Source organism: Saliphagus sp. GCM10025334, from assembly GCF_042663485.1.
In the GTDB taxonomy this organism is placed as follows: Archaea; Halobacteriota; Halobacteria; order Halobacteriales; family Natrialbaceae; genus Natronosalvus.
The window spans coordinates 82,569-101,834 of sequence record NZ_JBHTAF010000007.1 but is presented as its reverse complement, the minus strand read 5'-3'; the positions used below and the strand labels follow the sequence as shown (position 1 = coordinate 101,834).

At 53.3% G+C, this 19,266-nt stretch carries 23 protein-coding genes; 11 read left to right on the top strand and 12 right to left on the bottom strand.

The window, feature by feature from the left end; translation table 11 throughout:
• Positions 1-148 precede the first annotated feature (148 nt).
• From ACFQO4_RS19555 to ACFQO4_RS19545, 3 genes are all read right to left on the bottom strand, one after another.
• Positions 149-754, bottom strand: coding sequence for a hypothetical protein (locus tag ACFQO4_RS19555; RefSeq protein ID WP_312912742.1), 606 nt, complete (start codon positions 752-754; stop codon positions 149-151).
• 84 nt (positions 755-838) lie between these two features.
• Entirely contained in the window at positions 839-1,330 is a 492-nt protein-coding gene (locus ACFQO4_RS19550; protein WP_312912743.1) for an FxLYD domain-containing protein, read from the bottom strand.
• 64 nt (positions 1,331-1,394) lie between these two features.
• Positions 1,395-1,559 carry a hypothetical protein gene (locus ACFQO4_RS19545; protein ID WP_312912744.1) on the bottom strand — a complete coding sequence of 55 codons (165 nt, stop codon included), beginning with the start codon at positions 1,557-1,559 and terminating at the stop codon, positions 1,395-1,397.
• 741 nt (positions 1,560-2,300) lie between these two features.
• Here ACFQO4_RS19545 and ACFQO4_RS19540 point away from each other — a divergent pair.
• The 6 genes from ACFQO4_RS19540 to ACFQO4_RS19515 all read left to right on the top strand — a co-directional run bounded on the left by ACFQO4_RS19540 (position 2,301) and on the right by ACFQO4_RS19515 (position 5,309).
• Positions 2,301-2,576, top strand: a complete 276-nt coding sequence (locus ACFQO4_RS19540) for a HalOD1 output domain-containing protein (RefSeq protein ID WP_500262484.1) — start codon at positions 2,301-2,303, stop codon at positions 2,574-2,576.
• A gap of 117 nt (positions 2,577-2,693) precedes the next feature.
• The gene (locus ACFQO4_RS19535) at positions 2,694-2,879 is read left to right on the top strand and encodes a DUF7344 domain-containing protein (protein ID WP_500262483.1); all 186 of its coding nucleotides are present in this window, start codon (positions 2,694-2,696) and stop codon (positions 2,877-2,879) included.
• Complete coding sequence (locus ACFQO4_RS19530; protein WP_500262491.1) at positions 2,833-3,063, top strand: DUF7344 domain-containing protein; 231 nt, start codon at positions 2,833-2,835, stop codon at positions 3,061-3,063. The genes ACFQO4_RS19535 and ACFQO4_RS19530 overlap by 47 nt, the downstream gene beginning before the upstream one ends.
• Positions 3,064-3,335: 272 nt before the next feature.
• A complete protein-coding gene (locus ACFQO4_RS19525; RefSeq protein WP_312912745.1) occupies positions 3,336-3,719 on the top strand; it encodes a DUF7522 family protein in 384 nt (127 codons plus the stop codon).
• Positions 3,720-4,098: 379 nt separating this feature from the next.
• Positions 4,099-4,899 carry a ParA family protein gene (locus tag ACFQO4_RS19520; RefSeq protein ID WP_312912746.1) on the top strand — a complete coding sequence of 267 codons (801 nt, stop codon included), beginning with the start codon at positions 4,099-4,101 and terminating at the stop codon, positions 4,897-4,899.
• Positions 4,896-5,309, top strand: coding sequence for a DUF8160 family protein (locus tag ACFQO4_RS19515; RefSeq protein ID WP_312912747.1), 414 nt, complete (start codon positions 4,896-4,898; stop codon positions 5,307-5,309). Before ACFQO4_RS19520 ends, ACFQO4_RS19515 begins: the two co-directional genes overlap by 4 nt.
• A gap of 646 nt (positions 5,310-5,955) precedes the next feature.
• On the opposite strand, the gene ACFQO4_RS19510 is transcribed toward ACFQO4_RS19515, so the two are convergent.
• Entirely contained in the window at positions 5,956-6,132 is a 177-nt protein-coding gene (locus tag ACFQO4_RS19510; RefSeq protein ID WP_312912749.1) for a hypothetical protein, read from the bottom strand.
• A gap of 564 nt (positions 6,133-6,696) precedes the next feature.
• On the bottom strand, positions 6,697-7,068 hold the full coding sequence (locus tag ACFQO4_RS19505; protein WP_312912750.1) for a DUF7344 domain-containing protein: 372 nt from the start codon (positions 7,066-7,068) through the stop codon (positions 6,697-6,699).
• Positions 7,069-7,176: 108 nt separating this feature from the next.
• Between ACFQO4_RS19505 and ACFQO4_RS19500 the strand changes: the two genes are divergently transcribed.
• Together ACFQO4_RS19500 and ACFQO4_RS19495 are read left to right on the top strand one after the other, a co-directional pair.
• Entirely contained in the window at positions 7,177-8,412 is a 1,236-nt protein-coding gene (locus ACFQO4_RS19500; RefSeq protein ID WP_500262482.1) for a DUF7504 family protein, read from the top strand.
• A complete protein-coding gene (locus ACFQO4_RS19495) occupies positions 8,409-10,481 on the top strand; it encodes a hypothetical protein (protein WP_312912752.1) in 2,073 nt (690 codons plus the stop codon). Before ACFQO4_RS19500 ends, ACFQO4_RS19495 begins: the two co-directional genes overlap by 4 nt.
• Here the strand turns inward: ACFQO4_RS19495 and ACFQO4_RS19490 are convergent.
• Positions 10,478-10,609 carry a DUF7503 family protein gene (locus tag ACFQO4_RS19490; RefSeq protein ID WP_425499366.1) on the bottom strand — a complete coding sequence of 44 codons (132 nt, stop codon included), beginning with the start codon at positions 10,607-10,609 and terminating at the stop codon, positions 10,478-10,480. The two genes, ACFQO4_RS19495 and ACFQO4_RS19490, sit on opposite strands and share 4 nt — an antisense overlap.
• A 172-nt stretch (positions 10,610-10,781) precedes the next feature.
• Here ACFQO4_RS19490 and ACFQO4_RS19485 point away from each other — a divergent pair, with 172 nt between their 5' ends.
• Positions 10,782-11,906 (top strand): tyrosine-type recombinase/integrase, encoded by a 1,125-nt coding sequence (locus ACFQO4_RS19485; RefSeq protein ID WP_312912753.1) that lies wholly within the window; start codon positions 10,782-10,784, stop codon positions 11,904-11,906.
• Positions 11,907-12,259: 353 nt separating this feature from the next.
• Positions 12,260-12,571, top strand: coding sequence for a hypothetical protein (locus ACFQO4_RS19480; protein WP_254538597.1), 312 nt, complete (start codon positions 12,260-12,262; stop codon positions 12,569-12,571).
• A gap of 459 nt (positions 12,572-13,030) precedes the next feature.
• Here the strand turns inward: ACFQO4_RS19480 and ACFQO4_RS19475 are convergent, their stop codons facing one another.
• Positions 13,031-13,507: an ArsR family transcriptional regulator gene (locus ACFQO4_RS19475; protein WP_312912754.1), complete on the bottom strand. Its 477-nt coding sequence runs from the start codon at positions 13,505-13,507 to the stop codon at positions 13,031-13,033.
• 115 nt (positions 13,508-13,622) lie between these two features.
• On the opposite strand from ACFQO4_RS19475, the gene ACFQO4_RS19470 reads away from it, so the two are divergent.
• The gene (locus tag ACFQO4_RS19470; RefSeq protein WP_312912755.1) at positions 13,623-14,405 is read left to right on the top strand and encodes a DUF8170 family protein; all 783 of its coding nucleotides are present in this window, start codon (positions 13,623-13,625) and stop codon (positions 14,403-14,405) included.
• Between the two features lie 276 nt (positions 14,406-14,681).
• On the opposite strand, the gene ACFQO4_RS19465 is transcribed toward ACFQO4_RS19470, so the two are convergent.
• The 5 genes from ACFQO4_RS19465 to ACFQO4_RS19445 form a co-directional block, all read right to left on the bottom strand.
• On the bottom strand, positions 14,682-15,773 hold the full coding sequence (locus ACFQO4_RS19465) for an outer membrane protein assembly factor BamB family protein (protein ID WP_484551603.1): 1,092 nt from the start codon (positions 15,771-15,773) through the stop codon (positions 14,682-14,684).
• A gap of 608 nt (positions 15,774-16,381) precedes the next feature.
• Positions 16,382-16,978, bottom strand: a complete 597-nt coding sequence (locus ACFQO4_RS19460; protein ID WP_312912757.1) for a hypothetical protein — start codon at positions 16,976-16,978, stop codon at positions 16,382-16,384.
• Between the two features lie 251 nt (positions 16,979-17,229).
• Complete coding sequence (locus ACFQO4_RS19455; RefSeq protein ID WP_312912758.1) at positions 17,230-17,865, bottom strand: hypothetical protein; 636 nt, start codon at positions 17,863-17,865, stop codon at positions 17,230-17,232.
• A 174-nt stretch (positions 17,866-18,039) separates the two neighbouring features.
• Positions 18,040-18,489, bottom strand: coding sequence for a hypothetical protein (locus ACFQO4_RS19450; protein WP_312912759.1), 450 nt, complete (start codon positions 18,487-18,489; stop codon positions 18,040-18,042).
• 240 nt (positions 18,490-18,729) lie between these two features.
• On the bottom strand, positions 18,730-19,167 hold the full coding sequence (locus ACFQO4_RS19445) for a hypothetical protein (protein WP_312912760.1): 438 nt from the start codon (positions 19,165-19,167) through the stop codon (positions 18,730-18,732).
• Positions 19,168-19,266 lie beyond the last annotated feature (99 nt).

Here is a 19,266-nt window from a genome sequence, read left to right as displayed (position 1 = left end):
GAAATCGTTGGAATTGGGGTGTTTGTAGGCCGTCATGTACCGTATGCCGCTATATCTTTGCGCGTCTCTACTCCTAGATGCTAATACCCAAGATATCAACGTCTGACGCCTGTTAGCGGACGGATAGGAAACGGAGGGGGTACTTACGCTACTTTCCGAATAGGATTCCATCCCGGTAGAAGTGGATTGCGAGTCCAAATAACACCGCTGCGACAATTGCAATTCCGAGGTATTCGATCGGGAAGGGCGTTTCAACCCCATATTGTGATAAGCCGACGACACCTGTCGAGGCGAGACTCAGTGCTATTACCACGCCAGCAGACCAGCTGTGTGTCCACTCCCGGTGAGAGCCCGTTGCCCGATTTATGAAGTCGGGGACAAGCGCCATCGCAACAAGCATGGTAAGCGCGATAATTCCGATAGTCAATGCAGCAGGCGAAACATCTGGGACGAGATTTGCAACCGTCGCCGAAACGTACGCCAACACCTTGTCGAACCCGATATAGACGAAATAACCGCCTACACCAAGAATTCCGATTTTTGCGAGAATTACCGCTCGCCGGTATGGAATCGATTGGGGGTGATCGGTATCGGGGAAGATTGAGAACACGAATACTAAGAAGGAGACTATTCCACCGAGACCGATTGCCCATCTTGGATCTCTCGTGCTCCTGTATACAAGTGCACAAGCGAGGAGGCCTGCACCGATTGCAGCATACTTCCCCCACCGTGCGTGTTCATCGTAGTTTGCCATGGATTCTGATATTTCTCCGAGAGTAAAAAGTCACGGATGGTATATATACCTTGAACTAAGGCGATAACTCGTCGATGATGGAGCTCAGTAATTCATTACATCGGGCTTTATCTCGTAACTGTCCACGCGCTGGGGGTCATCATCGAGATAGCCCGCATCAAACTCCCACACCCGGCCTTCAGCAAGATCGGTCGTGTTATCCAGTCCTTCTCCGATTTGGGTCCCTTCCTCATCGAGGAAGAACACCTCGATGCCGACATAGGAGAGCTCCTCGCCAGAAACGTTCTCCAGACGGCCCTTCACACCCGCGTCGTAGGAACCATTGTTGTACCATTCATGTTCGAGAACTTCGACCTGCTTCTCCTCTTCGGCACTGCCATCATCGTCGCTACTCTCCTGACTGCTATCGTCGCCGTTTCCGTTGCCCGAATCCTCTCCGTTTCCATTCCCGTTTCCGTTGCCGTCGTCAGTTGCCCCTTCCTCTCGGTCACCGTTGCCGTCGTCGCTTGAGGCACAGCCCGCAATCGTAAGCGAGAGGAGAGTCCCACCAGTTGCCAATAGTTTTCGTCGGAACATAACCGCACAGAGGACTGTTCGTTACATAAATATGTTGGCCCACTACTAGTTCTGGGGGGTTCAATTACTCGATCTGCCGTATCGCATCTTCGAGCCCCAGCCCGTGCTCGGCGGCCATCGTGTCGGCGATCGCGTAGGCGCGCTCGCTCCGGTCGGGTGCGTGGTCGCGACGGGTTCGGGAATACTCGACGAGCGCTTCGATCACGAGGAGGTCGTCCTGTGGGTGCATCGCCGGCGTTGGCCGCCCGATTGGATAAAAAGAGTCGGATTAGATGATCGTACCCCACCTGCGAAGGTGACTGCACAATTTCTGAGAATCGTTGTAATTGCTTATGCCCAATATTAGAACGCAACTCGATCAAGCGAGAGAGTCACCCACATAGTTCTTGACATATGGTTGTAGAGTGGCCAGAGGCCTCTATAGTGGGGTGTTCGATTATAGGGTATGGGACGTCGAATATTACCGGTCTTTGCACTGCTCGGTATTGGACTCGGCATTCAGTTCTATTTCGTTGGCCGCCACGTCGTTCGAGAGATGCTAGCGGGTGCTGATATAACGTTCAGTCCATTGCTGGGAACAACGCTCTCGATTGGGGTTCCTATCATCGTTTTACTTGGGATTGCGGGACTCTCAATCGGTGCAGTCACGAAACTTGGGCTTCACAAAATGTGAGGGAGCAGCCATTCAACCAATCGACAAAGACCTCTTAGTTCCCCTTTGGAGGTAAGTGGACAGTTCTTAGCCAGAATCTTCAATCACCAGCGCAAGCTGATTGAGTTTATTCGATGAGTCCGGTTTTAGCAGGCAGGCGTTCGTCTGAAGTTTGTACGATTGAATAATGTCTGAACACGAGAGACTTGACTGGCAGTGATAGTTGTGCTATAGAGAAACTGCGTAGTAGACTGGTTGAGAATCACGCTCTCTGTCATTTGGCGGCAAATATTTCCCTCTGAAGTTGCAAGGAGATGTATGGGGGGTAACGATGGAGATAGCGGTTCGGTACGGGAGGAATACGACTGCTCGGTTACGAGACCGAGCATTGCCGTAATCGACGCCGTTGCGCATGCTGAAGACGTCGAAATAACCGACGTTTCGGACGCTCTCGATACAACATTGTTTGATCAAGTCGATCCGGACGCTCTCGATGCACTCGTCTCCTCTTCTGACCACGTTTCGGTCGCCTTCTCTGTCGACGATTACGAAGTCCAGATTGAGGGAGACGAGATCGTAGTCAGTGATGAATAGACCCCTAATGTTCTCTTTGACCGTTCGACGCCTAGCGAATAGTTGGTTCAGCGGGGCGGAGCTATCGCATGTACTTATACGAGAATGACGTGAGAACGTGGCGATAGGGAGCGTTAAATGCTAACACGGCAAATATTGCATATGGTTGCATTAGACGAAGTCTTTGAATTGTTGGAAGATCAAAGACGGCGATATGCTTTGTATTGTCTCTACGAAAAAGACGGACCAGTAGCCGTTTCTGAACTGGTGAAAAAAAATAGAGAAATGGGAAGACGACCCGTCGGAGACAGATGGGAGTATTGATCGGTTCGAAAAAATCGCCATTGACCTGAAACACGTACACCTTCCAAAATCTGCTGAAGTTGAGTTCATCCAGTATGACAAAGAACAAGGGGTTATTCAGGCACAGGGTTCGCCCGAGGAATTTGACGCCCTTCTCACTATCGCAAAAATAATCGAAGAGCCAGAAGAGGGAGACGAAACGTGAACTACCCCGACCTACTCGCGCCCTTCAGGCGCTCCTTGAGCTCGCTGTAGAACATTACTCGTCGCAATCCTGAGCGCAGCAATGTATTCGCCGGGGAGACCGATTGCTCCCAACTGTTCTGGCTGAGTGACGATATTTGCCATCACATATGTCAACACCATTTACAAGGTAGTGATATGCGATTTCTTGAGGATTCAGCAGCTCAAAATGGTAGAGGCATCACTCAGCGGTAGCCTACATTCTTATTATCAAAGGCTGTTAATTCACTCGATATGGCACAAGAAACGGCGGGCGAACTCCTCGGCTACCTGGAGGAGGAGTTTGACGACGATCTGCGGAGCGTTGGATACTATACGCCCGAAGAGACCGACTTCCTGTTCGCCCGGGATGATGTCGAGTCAGCATACGACTGTGGCGATCTCCAGCGAGTCTTCCGCGATAACCGATTAGAAGCACTGGATACGCCACACCAGGAGTCGCTGTATGCGCATGGACGATTACTCGCAATCACCCGCTTTTTCAAAGATGCAACAGAGCTTCACTTCGTCGTTGGCGAAACCGAGGGAATTGTCGCTGCAATCGATGCGGGGGCCGCTGACGATATCCGTGAGCTAGTGAGTGAGTGTGCCGACGTCGTTGATGTCGGTATCGAGTGACGACACTGCTGCGGACTGCGGTAGTATCTTCAAAACCGCCTCAATGATCGAGGGCGTTGGTGTTCAAACGCGGGGAAATGATGATTGGTGGTTGGAGGATCCGCAGCAACACCTGGGCTGGCGATGTCCCCCTCCCCGCGCAATCGACAGTCTCGGCCGGGTCGGTATTATTCTAACGGCCAGATTGTAAACGAGAGGCACTCGTCGTGCAATTCTGGCTGAATATTGACTCAGAACGCGAGCGGGAATACTCGGCGTGCGCTTCGATCACGAGGAGGTCGTCCTGTGGATGTCTCGCTGCCGTTGGCCGCTCGATGGGATATAATCTACTGGAACTGTCTGACAAGCTTTTATATCTTGCCCGTACAAACCAGTTTGTATGACACAGACGGCAAAGATAGCAGTGACAAACCAAAAGGGTGGCGTCGGAAAGACGACCGTCGCGATCAACGTCGCCGGGGCACTCAACGCACGCGGGAGAAACGTACTGTTCGTCGACATCGATCCACAGGGTAACGCGACCGAGGATCTCGGAATGCCAGAGGCGTACGATAAGGAACCGCCGAGCCTGTTCGACTGTCTCACCGACGCGGAGAAGCGAGAATACGTCACCCAGATCATTCAAGAGCATCCCGAGATGGACGTCCTGCCGTCGAATATCGACATGACGGCTGCCGAACCCGAACTGACGCTCTCGAGGCGCGGTGGCGAACAACTCGATATCCTGCTCGAATACGTCGAGGACGACTACGATTACATCATTGTGGACTCGCCTCCAAACCTTGGGAATCTCACCGATAATGCGCTATACGCTACCCAGAATATTCTGATTCCGGCACTCGCCGAATCGACGAGTAAGCGCGCGTTCGAGCTCCTCTTCGATCACGTCGAGATGCTTGAGTTAGACTACGAGATCGAGATCAGCGAGGTCGGCGTCGTCGCGAACCGTATCGACGTGCGAAAGAACCAGGCACTAGAGATGGTCGAGTGGATCGATGCTGCGTTCGACGATGTTCCTGTGTGGCGCGTCCGTGAGCGAGCGGACGTCCAGTACGCGCTCGAGGAGGGCGTGTCCCTTCTCGAGTACAATCCAGAGAGCGATATGTGCGACGTCTTTTTGGATATCGCGGACGGTTTGGATAGCCAATTCGGTTTTGAAGAAACAGAGGTGCGAGCATGAGCGATCGAGCCAACCGGCTTCGAGAGCGCCGAAACAAATCCAAAGAGGCCGTCCAGTCCAAAGCGGACAAGACGGACGAACCGTCCGAAACGCCACGGCCGTCAAAACAATCAAAACCGTCCAAACCGTCACAGACAGACAAACCAGGCGAGATGGAAGAGACGGGCGAGACGGACAAACCGTCTATCAAAGACGAACAGGTTGGGACGTATCTGTACCTCCCGGAAGCGCAGAAAAAGGAGATGGGCCTCCAGTACAAGATTCTAAGCGCGGAGTACGAGCGCGAGTTCGGTAAAGAACTCGAGAAGAACCGTCACTTCTACCCGCTGGTCATCGAGCACGGTTTGGACGGTTTGGACGGTTTGGACGTACAAGAGGTACGTGACCTACTGGACGGTTTGGACTACTGATTTCGAGTTCGTTGTTTTGCGTCGATCTTTTCGAACTGGCCAGTAATATCCCAAGTTAACGCATTCGTGCTATTACGAACACAAGAACCGCTAAAAATACTATGATTAGCGCCATAGGGATGTAAGGGGTATAGCAACCGATTAGTGCCCAGATGTCCGTTCCAGCGGCTGTCCCACATTCATAGAATGACATTGATAATAGTATATTCGGATATCTAATAAAACTAGTCCGATAATTCCTGCCGAACTACCCCTCCTCTTCGTCCTGCTCTCGAGTCCGCGCTTTACTTCCCGCTTCGGTCGCAGGCCAGTCTTTCCGTCGGAACTCACCAGGATGTTCGGTGTTGACGTGCTCGGCCAGCTCGGCAGCGCCGCCAGTCGAGTGCGAGCAGTCCGTTGACGGGCAGACGAACGATCGTGGAGTCACGAATTAGCTACTGCTCGAGTAGTTCATCGACAAACTTCTCCGCGTCAATAAAGCCGTCTGCTTTCCCTTCGAAATAGTGCCATCTTTTCGAATCTGTCTCGAACTCGCTACTCGTTTTAGATGCCAATTCTCTCTCTCTTCCTGAAGCTTCTCCTTGAGTTGCTCGAGTTGTCGCTCATGCTTCGATCTACACATACTAACGTCAGAGAATAAGCTATCCTACCGCTTCGTCGACGACATAATCTCGAGCCACGGGTCTCGACTGGCCTCCTCGATCCGCTCGAGGGCGTGGCGCTCGCAGTAGTACTCGATGCCCTGGGTGACCCGACGTCGGTTTTTGACGTTGAACCGGTAGCCCGAGATCCGGTCGCAGTCACGCCACTCGCACGAGAGCATACGCGCTCGTTCACTGTACTGGATAGAAACAGTCCACCTCGGTGCGAAAGTGGAAGTAGCAGGCAACGGTGGGAAACCATACTGGCCCGAATTATGGCGGTGTGAAGGGTGTGATCAGATCTATGGCGGTAGGGTCGTTTCGGGCGGTTATGCACCTTCGGGTGTCGTCCCGTGCCGTCAGTCGTAGCCGGTGGTTGGCGCTGTTTGGCGATTCATCAGCTTGCGGCGAACTCATGGGTAAAACATCGCCCGATGAGAACTGCTTGGATCTGTTAATGGGACCAATAAGAAACAGCCGATCAAAACCGCCGAAAGGCAGATTGATTCGGATTAGTTGGATTCGAAATTGTCTCGAGCGAGGCTTGATCTCTCGGGAAGGCATTCAGATGCGACTTGAAACTCCTCTTTCCGAATGCGACCGTCCTCCTCAAGTTTATTCAATAGATACCGAGCCGAATTTCGATGAATATCGAGGTCCTCAGTGACCTCTCCGGTTTGAATTGCAAGCCAGCCATCTGGCATATTGGTAATAGTAGTGGGATGTTATTGTCTCGGCTCGGCCAATTAGCCATCTATTTCGATATTCTGACAAGTTTCCACGATCTGGTCGAGTAGTGGCGAAAAGTTTCGGCTGCGAATATCACCAGTCCGCCGATCAAACTCGATGGCGCCGATCTCAACTAGTTTCGGAAGATCAGTATGAACCAAGTTTATTTGCATCTGTTCTCGAATCTCGTTGGAGACTTCGGTGGTCGGGACGCTCTCAATTTCTGCTGACATTTCTATCGCAAGAGTCTCTACATCGGTAACTTCGACCGCGAGAAGATGATAAAGGAGATCTCGCCTACGTTGGTTGGAGAGAACGGCGAGGAGTTTGTCGAGCTGACGGCGGGTTTCATCACTCGCGGATGGTGAACCTCCTCTATCGTTATCCATTGGGGGTAAAACGCCGTCACCGACTATAAATCAGAGGACATCGGGCAGCCAATGAGCTTCGTGTGAACTGACCGAATGATACTCAACTCTTGATCGCGATTACTTTGCATGGATACCGAAAAGCGGGGGATGCGTTGGCCGTTTTTGACCGCTGGGCGGTCACTCCCGTCGCAGCCCTTTGACCCTGACGTAGAACGTGCAGCCACTGTGCTCGTCCCGCCAGCTGCGGCGGCAATGGGAGCTGATCCATTCACCATATCTACATTGAACGATCGGATCGACCCGGATAGTGTTGATCGTATTCTCGCAAACTTTCCAACCGATTCGCAGTCGGGTGTTCGAATAGCAATCGAGGTGTCGTGGGACGGTGCCTCCGTGTTAGTTCGTGATGATGGACACATAGAAGAATACCCGACCGATCAATCGTCGGACCACAGAGAAGCTGCGGTAACGCTCAAGCATGACTGGCAGGGGAGGAGTTCCCTCCTCTGGTCGGTTAGTCAGGCAATCGCGACCAAATCGGCTAAGTCCCCAGCTGAGATCAGTGAGCTGCTTCGGAAGTGGCTTGATCCGGACGCCCTCGATCGCCTTCTTCAACCACTTTTCGATGAAACAGAGCGTCACGACAGTCGTCTTTTCCTCTCGGTCGATGGACACGAGGCCGTGATCGGTCCTGATGGGAAGATCGTTGTCGAGCCATCACTCGCAGCCCTCAAGCGGGCAGGGGCGACACTCCTCGTTGTTGGTACCGTTCCTGAACAGGAGTTGGACCGAGCCGCTGCGACGTTGCTCGGCGACCCTGATGCTGCTCGCGCTCCCGTGTTCATCCACCATGGACAAGATCTCGAGACCGCCCGCCGTCGCCTGTCGATGACGGGTCTGGCTGCGTCAAATGCCACGGCCTTAGTTGATCAATCAACTGCGAGGGCAGGAACAGCAGCAGCCTCTGACGGGCCCAATACCGATGGCGGTCACGGGCTGACGATTGTCCCAGTTTCGGGCGGAATAAAAGCCTTTCCTGATATTGTTCACGAAACCATTTCGGCGATTAACCCAAGCGTGCCAGGAGAACTGAGAGTTAGCGTTGATTCCGTCCGCGCCATGCTCGGTTCAAGTGACCTCAAGCAAACCAGCGGGGTTCTCAAAGAGATCAGTCATATGGTTCATGATCACAACGGAGTAGGCCACTTCCTGCTCCCGATCGAGGCAGACAGCGACGAAGTTGAAGCGCTCGCACCGATATTCGATGCGGTCGTCGAACTTCGTATGGGTGACGTCGGCATTGAGCAGCAGTGGCGGCTCACAGCGACCGGGTATGAGACGCCCTGGTTCTCTCTTGGATGACAGTCGAGATTCGCGAGTGCGACGAGAAGTCTGGGATCAGCGTCATCGACCACATTGAAGGCCGACGGTTTTCGCTGTCGATTCAGCCGGCGGTCACGCTAGAAATGGGCTCGGAGAACCGGTTTCGGGCTCCAATTGACGATGCTGTTTCATGTCAGGTCGAGGAACTCGAGCTGCCGTATGTAGTAGCAGTCCTAGTTCGTGATGCGAGCGGGGAGATGGTGGCCGAGTGTCACGACTTCGCTTGGGAAGAACTGCCTGATGCCGAATATGAAATCGAGATCGCAGCCCCAATCAAGCTCTATCTGCGGGTGTCGGGGCAAGTGACCATACGCTCGTCGAGCGATACAATGTATCTCTCGTTCGGTGAAGTGACTTCGGTTGACCTGGCAGCCCGATCGTACCACGATCAGCCAGCGGCGACGGTCACAACAACAGCTGCTCCCGAAGATCTGATGGCGGCTATTTCGACGTTTGGATCGGCGCTCAAGACGACCAGTCCGGAGCGATCGTTTCCGTCCCTTCGGGGACATCCCCCCGCGATCGAGCTTGGTGAATCACTGTCAATTCCAGAGGCAGTCGCTCCACCCGAAACAGGCTTGCAAATCGAGGTACCCCCTACCCGCTCAGCCGTGTACTCCGTCGCGACATTGGCTCACTATCTCGGCGCTCGCGTCGTACCAGGTGAGACTGCCCGCCTGCTTGCCGATGACACTACCGTCCGATCTCTGGAGGGGCCAGACGGTCTCCAGGGAGCCGTCACTGAAACATTACAGCAGATGTTCTTGCTCGATTGTGTCGTCCGGACAGTAGGGCGGTATCCGTTAGACCTCCACGAACGTCGGGAACTCACAGAACGAGTGGATATCCCGCTTCGAGACCTCTATGACGCGCCGATCTCTGAGCGCGTCACTCGTTATCTGGACATCCCCTCTGAATCGGTACTGGATCTGGTTCCGACGTGGTACTTGTCGACGCATCTGTCGCCAGCACCGGCTTCGACGGAATTTCTCCCGTATGCGGCGAACGCATTGTCGACCATCAGCGTTGAGCAACGGGAACCGATCGACCCCCACCCAATCTCTCCACCAGGATATGAGGAATTCGTCAGGTCTACAATATCGCCGACTGACACAGCCAATTCGTCGCCGGAATTATCATATGTTCGGGTTTCAGCCACCGATACACTCGAACGCGCTTGGTTCGGCGAGGGGCGTTCTGTGAATGCGAACGATCTGCACTTAGGCGGTGTCCGGAACCGATTTGACTCTCAAGCAACCGGTGACCCCATCAATATCGGCGTTGTTTGTAATGATGATCAAATGGGTGCCGAGGTGGGCGATGGCGATCTCTACGGTGACCGCGAGGAACTTCCATTTACAGTGACCGTCCACAGGAGTCTCGCCCGCGATGATCTACGGGCCCTACTCGCAACAGATCTCGATTTCCTCCATTATATCGGCCACGTGGAGCATGGCGGATTCGTCTGTCGCGATGGGGTGCTCAACGCATCCGATCTTGCTACCGTGGGTGTCGATACGTTCTTCTTGAATGGGTGCCGGTCCTACAATCAGGGATTGGCTCTCATCGAAGGGGGAAGCATCGGTGGGATCGTAACCCACGGCGCAGTCGATAACACAAACGCGACTGCCATCGGCCAGCTCGTTGCGGGGCTACTCAATGCCGGCTATTCACTTAGATCGGCTCTTACAGTTGTGGGGCATCGCTATACCGTCGAAGGGCGCTATACCGTTATCGGTGATGGTGGCGTCCAGGTCGCGCAATCCGAGAACGGGACACCGAATCTCTTGCGGGTCGTCCGGCCACCGGACGACGAGGGATATGAGCTTCGGATAGCGACGTATCCAACGCTTGGGCCGGCAATGGGTGCCTGTTACACGCCCTATGTTCCCAGCGTTGACCAACATTTTCTCGTCGGTGGTGAACTTCCGCCAATCAGGCTATCGCTGCCAGAAATCGTCAATCTCCTCTCTCTTGAGAGAGTTCCAGCGATTGTGGACGACGAGTTTCACTGGTCAACTGATGTCACTTCTGCCGACCTTCCTTAGCCGATAGTGGACCCGTTGCCGGCGGCTACGGTGCCTGCCTGGGACAGGAGGAGGCATATCGTAAACAATACGCCCATTAGTCGTGGGTTATCGGCTAGAGTTGCGGTGAGAGAACTGTTTTCTGCCATTGCGTCCGTTCGTTGCGACCTGGATCTCATGGACTTTCGGGTGTACATTTGAACTCAAGTAATACCCCACTACTCCACCGGCTACCCGATCATAACAAATAATATACTATTTCTTAGACGAGTTTGACACAGTAACTTTACTAGGGTCGCCGCCGTCGGTCGAGCACGAACCATGGAACCCGACGAGGGCGACGCTACACCCGGGGAAACACCGGTCGAGACGGCGATCCAGCAGTACCTCGACAGCGTCGAGGCTGGCAACTCCCGGAAGAACTTCGCGTCGACCCTCGCGACGTGGCGCACCTGGCTGCGCGAGGAGCGCGGTGTGACGAACCTCGAGGATCTGAACGTCCTCGATTGCCGCCGATACGCACGGCACCTCAAGAAACGGGCCCGCGACGGCGATCTAAAAGCGAGTACCGCAACTACCTACTACGCGTACGTCCGCGCATTCCTCACGTTCTGTGTCGCCGACGAACTCCTCGATACGAATCCGGCGAAGGCCAAGCGCGCCACCGACGAGCTCCCCGAGGACCTCGGTGACGCCGACCGGCAGTTCTGGCGGGAAAAGGAGCGGCAGGCGATCATGCGCTACGTCGACGATCGTGTCGACCACGCTCTTGACGAAGAAGCGGACGTGAGTCGTGAGCGGGCCTTTCGCGACCGAGCAGTCGTCTATCTCCTGGGACTCTCTGGTGTTCGCGGCGCGGAGGTGTTCGCTGAACCCTCAGACGACAAGCGGAACGGCATCACCTGGGGAGACGTCCAACTCAACGCCGGCGCTGTCCGCGTCCTCGGGAAGTCACGAGAATACGAGTATGCCCAGCTTCCCGAGCGGGCCGCAACGACATTAGAGCGGTACAGGACTGTCCTAGATCCCCCAACCGATGAATGGCCGGTCTTTCCCAGTGGACACGCCCCGTCGAAATATCGCGCCGTTCGCGAGCAGCTGGCCCACGAGGGAATTTCGGACGGCGAGATCGAGACCATCCTCGAACGCAACGATATCGATACAGTGCTCCGAGAATATGAGGTCATTCCACCAGCGCTATCGACGAACAGTGCTCGCAACTTGATGAAGCGGCTGTGTGATAGTGCTGACCTCGATGTCGACGGTGACTACCTGAAGCCACACGGTGCCCGTCGAGGGCTTGGTCACGAGCTCTACGCGAGCGGCCACGCCGAACTCGCCCAATCAGCACTCCGACACGCGAGCATCGAGACGACCCACGAGTCGTACTCCGACATCCAAGCAGCTGAAACCGCGAAGCAAGTCGACGATCTCCTCAAGGACTGAATTAACCAACACTATTCCAATTGTATCGAGACTGTTGGTTAAAGCAGAAGGGGAGTCTCCTGACCATGTATTAATCCTAATATTAAGATTAATTCTAGAAACAACCGGTCAGCTGTAGTGACTCAGCTATCATTGGTTACGGATGGAAGCGTGAGAACTCCCAAGCTTTGTTGAACACTTGAGGTCTGAAAGGTTGCCGGAGTCGTGCTGAACGTAGAGCGCTATCGGGTACGAAGGCGGGACGATGTGCCTGGTGACTATATCGCTAAATACAGCGAAATATCTATTTCTCACACCAATGATACTCTGGCAAGATGCCAGGTATGGACCACGGTGTCAAACGAGGTTTCGGGATGATTGTCGAGACCGTCGTTGTTGCCCTCCTGATTAGTGAACTCGTTCCTTTGCTGGTTGAGCAAGGTATGCTCCCATCAGGTATCTTCTGGTGGGTGATTCCTGTTTCAATTGTGAGTGCGGTAATGACTGTAGATGCGTCCCGATACTGGTCGTTCGGCTACCTCGCAGGCGTCTGTATCGGAATCTATCTCGCTATCCCAATCTTCCTCGAAGCAGGGTTATTGAGTCCACTTGACATACTGATTTACGGAGGTCTCGCACTTGCGGCAGTTGGCCTCCGAGTCAAGATTCACAGTTCGGGATTCTGACCAGCTGCCTGTCCAGTAGTTACATAGAACCCGGTTAATTCTTCCCTCGTGATGAATCGGACTACGCTAATCGCTCTCCTTTCTCTTCTTGCGACAGCCTTGTATTTCGTGGAAAATTTGTGTTAGTCATTTATGGTATCAACAGAGCCAACCCCAGCACCATACTTGTTTCTATGAGCCCCTCAGAAATGTTTAATGTTAATATTAGAATTAAGGACAACACAGCCCATTCATAGTCTCACAGCAAGGCGTCGAGATAACGGTAGCTTAGAGCGACCATGGTAGCTCAGAGAGAACAGTCATCCGGGAAGACACCATGAATACCAACTTAGGTGAAAAGGCGCTCGCAGCCATTCACCATCGCTTCCAACAGTCGCAGTGACGGATGTGGCGCTCGAAGTGCCAGCCAACCTGAAGGCAGCGAAAAATCACTCTCTTCGAGACCCACCTAACAGACCGCTAGGGGACCTCAGCCTCTTCCATATCCGGTTCGTCGAATTCGAGTGCCTCTCTCACGGCTTTGGGAAGCGTGGGTCGCGGTGCGTCCTCGTGGCGCTGCACCCGCTCGGATTTTTTCGTTTCCTCGTAGACAGCGCGTGCAATAGGGACGCCCCGCAGGAAATTATGTTCGTAGAGGATCTCAACCCCGCGCTCGGTCGGTCCCCAGAACTTTGACGGGAGATCTCGCGTCGACACGTTGGGTTCGTGCACGAAGACGTCAAGGATTCCTGCCTCTTGGAGCGTCTCGAGTTGGTCGAGGATGGCCGCCTCGTTCTTCGGAATCATGTAGTCGAGTTCGGCCAACGACGCGAGGTGTGCTGGGTGACCGAGGATCAACTGCAAGATGAGGTGGCGCGTCTCCTGGGAGAGCAGCTCACGCATTCGCTGCTGCTCTGCGAAGGAATCCTCGAACCCTTCGGGGGCCGTATCGCTCATACTGTAGAGTAGTGGACTCGACTGCATAACGGTTTGGGTTGAACAAGTCAATTAAATCGCCAAAACACTGAGTCAGTTAGAAACGCCTTTTACCCAGCCAGTACTGTTCCCGCTTATGAGTGCTCCGTCAGTTCCCCCGAACTCGGGCGAGATTATGAGGGCTGTGCAGCAGGCCTTACGAGGGCTCGATGTCGGATCGGCGGAGGCTGTGCAAATCCTTTCGTGGGCAAACAAAGAGACGCCGGCAATCTACGACCGTGATCAAACCGCGTATCTCGTCCTCGGGAGCTACCGTGATCCGTATCTCCGACGCGTACGGGCAGTCAACGACCGGCTAAACCGCCGATACGGAACATATGCCTTCCTCATTGGAGACCTCTCAGACATCGACCTCCCTCGACTTCCGGAGTTCCGCGTGAAGTTCCATATCACGGCGACACTCTGTGATTACGTGGCTGCTGTGTTCGAGCAAGATGCGGGCGGTGAGATCAACGAACTCGGCAAACTGGGCGAAACCGAGTACTTCGAAAAGGCGTACGCCTTCCCACGCGCATACCAGTGGGAAACGGAAGATCACCTTACTGACGAACGTGATGTAGTCGCTGCTGCTGCGCAGATCAGAGCTGCCACCGACATCGATGGCGAGACAGAGACTGCAGAACTCGAGGCGCTCGTCGAACGAGCAAACCAAGCTGGAATCGACATCTCGGTCGATGCGGTGAGGACCAAGCTTGAGGAACACGATATCGAGGTTCCATCGTACAGCTGGGTGCATCTGAACGACTTCCGTCTCTTCGAACTCCACGGGCGATGTTGTCCCTGGACGACTGAGGAAGAGTTACTCGACGCTACAGATGATCTTCCAGGATCACCGAGACCAGGGTGGGAACAGCGGTGAGGTTGGTTTTAATATTAATTCTAATCTTAAGAGCAGGTTTCCGTTGTTGATCGGCAGTAGCGCCCCCAATCGAAAGTCATCCTGTCCGAGAGAGAATCCGGATTTCCCTCTGATAGATATTTTCGGTGCAAACCATAGTTTTGTGCGAAACCTCAACAGTGGTTGGTAGATGCAGCATGCTAAATACAGAACGCAAGTCTGTCACTAGCCGTTCGCTCTCAGGCAAGGAGCAAGCCTGATAGATCCTCAGTTCTGTTAATATCGATGAGAACCGCGCTATGTTGACTCTGCCGCGCTGAACGCTCGAAGCCGCCCATCGGAGGCACCGATGAAGACGTACCCATTAGCGACCGCTGGTGATGATTTCACGTAGGGGCCATCTCCACGATCGCTTTCAAACGTCACCCGCCACGCATTCTCGCCAGCAGTGGTAACAGCCGAGAGGCCATCCCGGCATCCCACATAGATGACTCCGTCCGCAACCGCTGGGGACGAACGGGTGTCGGTCTCGAGCTCAGCCGTCCACTGTCGCTCACCGCTTGCTGCGTCGAGCGCGTATAACTGTCCGCGGGTCACGCCAGAACACTCAGACTCACCACCTCCAACAGTAAGACAGGTCCGCACCGACGATGCTGCCACGTAGACCACCCCATCAGCAACGGCTGGCGACGTTCGAAGACTTACGTCGTCGATCCCAACGGACCACCGTGTCTCTCCAGTCGATCCATCAAGCGCCCAGACCTCTGCGGGCGGACCCGAATCACTGGTGGTGGGTGCGCCATAGTAGACGACGTCGTCGACGACGGCTGGCGAGGAGTCGGGGTGGGTCGGAATGTCTCGCGTCCAGACTTCCTCTCCCGTTTCACTATCCAACGCGTACACCCCGCTCTCCCCGCCAAAGTAGACCCGCCCATCGGCAACGGCGGGCGAAGAACTAATGTTCTCTTTCTCGCTGAATTCGCGGTACTGCCACTTTCGTTCGCCCGTCTCTGCATCCAACGCGAGAAACGCACAGGCTTCGAACGTCTCTTCGTCTTCGGGACCCCTCACGACCAACGGGCCGTCACCGATTGTCCCGACATAGATTGTGTCGTCAACGATAACTGGGGACGAAGAGCCGAACCGATGTCCTATCTCCTGGCTCCAGAGTTCATCACCGGATTCGGCGTCGAGTGCGTAGAACTGTTTGCCCCACGTGCCGACAAAGAGCATGCCGTCCCCAAGCGCAAGGGCGGATGACGCGTATCCAGCCGGCTCGAACTGCCAGACGTTGTCACCGGTTTCGATGTCGATCGCGTGAATCAACCCTGGGTTGCCGCTGCCGGGTACGTAGACCGTACCATCCCCGACGATTGGAGAGGTATTCATCGTGGGCGTCCCGGCAGTGTATCGCCACGCGAGTTCCGGCTCGTCTGTGCCTGGCCCGGCAACTGTCGAGACGTATCCGGTGTTCCGGGGATTGGCACCGAACTGAGGCCACGTATCATCGAGGGAGTTGGCGGCTTCAGGACTGTTCCCATCGGACTGTGGTGTGCCGGCACGAGACTGGGGGTCTTTCGACGGAGCGCTACCGAGACATCCAGCAATCGCAATCGCCGAGACTCCGGCAGTTGTTTTGAGGAACCCGCGTCGTGTGGAGGGAGGTTGTGAGGGGGACATCGCGTGCGAGTCAGTACACTGTTCACAAATAAATACATTTTCGAGAGACAAATAGCAGTTTCAGCTTTTAGATTGATAATTTGAGAAAGACAGCGTTGGTAGTGGTAGAACACTTAAGCGAGGATCGGTTCCGAGGGATATACTGGATGGAGGTCGCGACTGGTGCACGGGAGAGTCTATCATAGAAACACTCCCAGGATATTGCTTTCACCCTCAAGTCAGGATGAATCAGTCGCTCAGTGAATATGCTTAGTGAGCGACGAAGGGTCACGTGGGGATGGTTCTACAAGCGGAACACGGAGAGTTTGTTGAAATTTTTAATCGAGACTGGTGTGACGCTGTTCTATAATAACCTTCCGAGACCAATCGAACGAATCATCATCTGATTGGAGTATAATTGTGATTTTGCTCGGAAGGGAGGCCGCTACGTCTTCGTATTGATACTCAGTAGGGGGACACCTGACGAGAGTCCCACTTTGGTTTGTTTCGGATCGGATTATCAATGTTATACGTCCTTCAGACACACTGGATGAAAGCCAGTTCTTTTCGTCATTGACATCATCTAAATCCGTCTCTTCTTCCACTTGCGTGAATATAGTAACAAGAGCGATTTGCTCGCATTCCTGCTCTGCATCCTTAATTTCATCTACTTTAATAGTTTCCTCGATTGGATCGGCCTTTCCGTACCCTGATTTAGGCTCGAGCGAGCCGGCGCAATCATCATTCTCGTCTTGTGAATCGCTCTCTGACGCGTTCTCCTCAGTATTAGTCTGGTTATCTGTTTCCTCAGGGCCAGTCTGGTTATGAGAATCTTCTTCATCTGTGTTGGGAGTTTCGTTAGAGTCACTGAGACACCCAGCAAATGGGGCAACGAAACCACCACCGGACACCGCGAGAAGTCTACGTCGGTTCATATCAGATTATAAGTGGGAACGATATAAGTGCTTTCTCCAGACTCAAATACTGGTTTCAGTGGCTTTCTGAATATTTAGGCACGATCACTGCTTCCCCTGAACTAATCGATCATCGAGAACGGCAACGAGGGTTGTGAGCGTTTCTATGACACGCTGCGGGATGGAAACCGGTCATCGAGGGTAGGTGCTCCTCAGAGCAGGAAAGAGGGCCAGCTACCTGCTACGCCACATACACAAAGGTGAAAAGAGGGTCAGCGATAGGAGAGAAACAGAGAAAAACCCCAGTCGTTGCCTTGCTCGCCCATATCCTGAGTCTCAAACCGATATTCTCCTTCCTCAAGACACTCAGAATTGCCAAGCGAGGAATACACATCGTACTCTCTAGAGATTTCTTCGCACGGTTCTACCGTTACAACGTCTTCTACGTCTGAAATATCATATCCCCCCTCCACTTCCCAGCAGCCATTTTGTGGGTCGTCTGGAACGTCCATCCCGGAATACTCATCTGGATCAATAAACAGCATCGAGTCGATTTCGGTGTGGTGACCGGCTACTGGCGGAAACGGTTGCAGCATGAGGAAGGTCAGTGTCTGCTCTTCATCACTGTCGTTCATCACGGTGATCCGAAATCTCGCGGGCGCTTCGTCGCCGAAGTGTCGAAGGAGATCGACAGAGACCTTCACGTGATCTACACCCGACTCTTCGGCTTCGAGTGTCACGGTGGGGAAACTCTCTCCCGGCTCGTTTTCGACCTCAACATCATCCTCGATAGCGCCACATGGTTGATCAGAACGTCCATCGTCGTCTGTGGCACTACCCTCGCTTAGACACCCTGCGAAAGCCGAGAACGAGATACCCGCCCCGGCAAGCAACGCTCGTCGTTTCATACATAATTCAAATTTCAGAACAATATAAGTCTTCTAGAAGCTCAATCATGTCTTTCACCTTTGTGATCTACCCAATTCAAATCTACTCAATAGCTGGTTCACTGGCTTCCCATGTGGAAAACGAAACCGTTGAGCTGAACTCACCCTTTGAGTCGGTTACGCCAATAAAGAGAGTCAACTCAGAACCTGATCATACAGAATCAATTCATCTAGTTCAACGTAGCCGATGTTTGAGCTAATATATAGTCTTGAGTAGCGAGAGTCCGATCCATCGGAGTATGGATATCCACCAATATCTCTTAGATCGCGGAACATTTTACGGAAATGCTTCGTGTCTTCACAAGCGACTGCACTCCCTCTTGCATCATAAAAATCGAAAAGTGTTTTCGACAACTCATGAAGGGCAGAATAGTCAACCACTACTGAGTTAGGGCGAGTCTCAGTAACAGGCTCATGCAATTCCATAGATGCATCCGGATATTCGCACTCACCTTCTTCGCTTAGTGCTTCAGGTTCGGTTTCCAGGGTATGCCCGCTCGAATTGTCTTTGGCTCGTGAAAGGCAGCCAGAAATACTCCCAACAGAAGCAAGCCCGATCCCTCGTAACAACGAGCGTCGGTTCATACTGATGGTTTGCTAACCACTCACATATATCTTAGCTTAGCTAAAACATCTATTTGACTACTGTGTTCAATCGCCATGAATCTGGCACAAACTGAACGGTAACGGCTCCTGTGGACTCACTGGTCAACTAACCACTTCATCGGTCAGTTCAAAGGTAAGCGGAGAGATTGGTTTCATCAATTTTGTTCGTCGGAGGTACTGTCGATCTCGAACGATCAACTATCAGTACAGAGGGTGTCCTTAGCAGGCGTACCACGAATCGATCGAGTGATCTGATTGTAATGTAATTCCGATATCTTCGCCATCACAGTCAATGTCCAAATCAGGTGCATACTCCCACGTAGCGGAGTTACCTTCTGGAGTGAAAACCGCCACCGTTGACGGAGTCGTTTCGATAGCAGCAGTTGAATCAAGATGATCGGGGTCAAGTTCGTATACCCGACTAAACAACAGTTCTCCCTCATCATCTTCTACCCGAACACCTATCATTGCGAGTTCTCCCGTTTGATTCTCAACCATAATTTCAATTGAGTCGCCTTCTCCTCCCGTATCATTAGTTAAGACGAGATCGTTACATCCCGAAACTGAGGTCGAGGCTATGACTCCCGTCAAAGCAAGTATTTTTCGCCGAGAAACGCTTTCAGTATGAGTAGAGGGTGTTGCGGGCAGTTCGGCCATTAGTTATTTATTTATCAATACAGAGGTAAATAGTTTCGCTCACTATCTCTGCTCGTGTACTCAATAGACGGGTAAACTGAGAGATTGGTTTCATCGGAT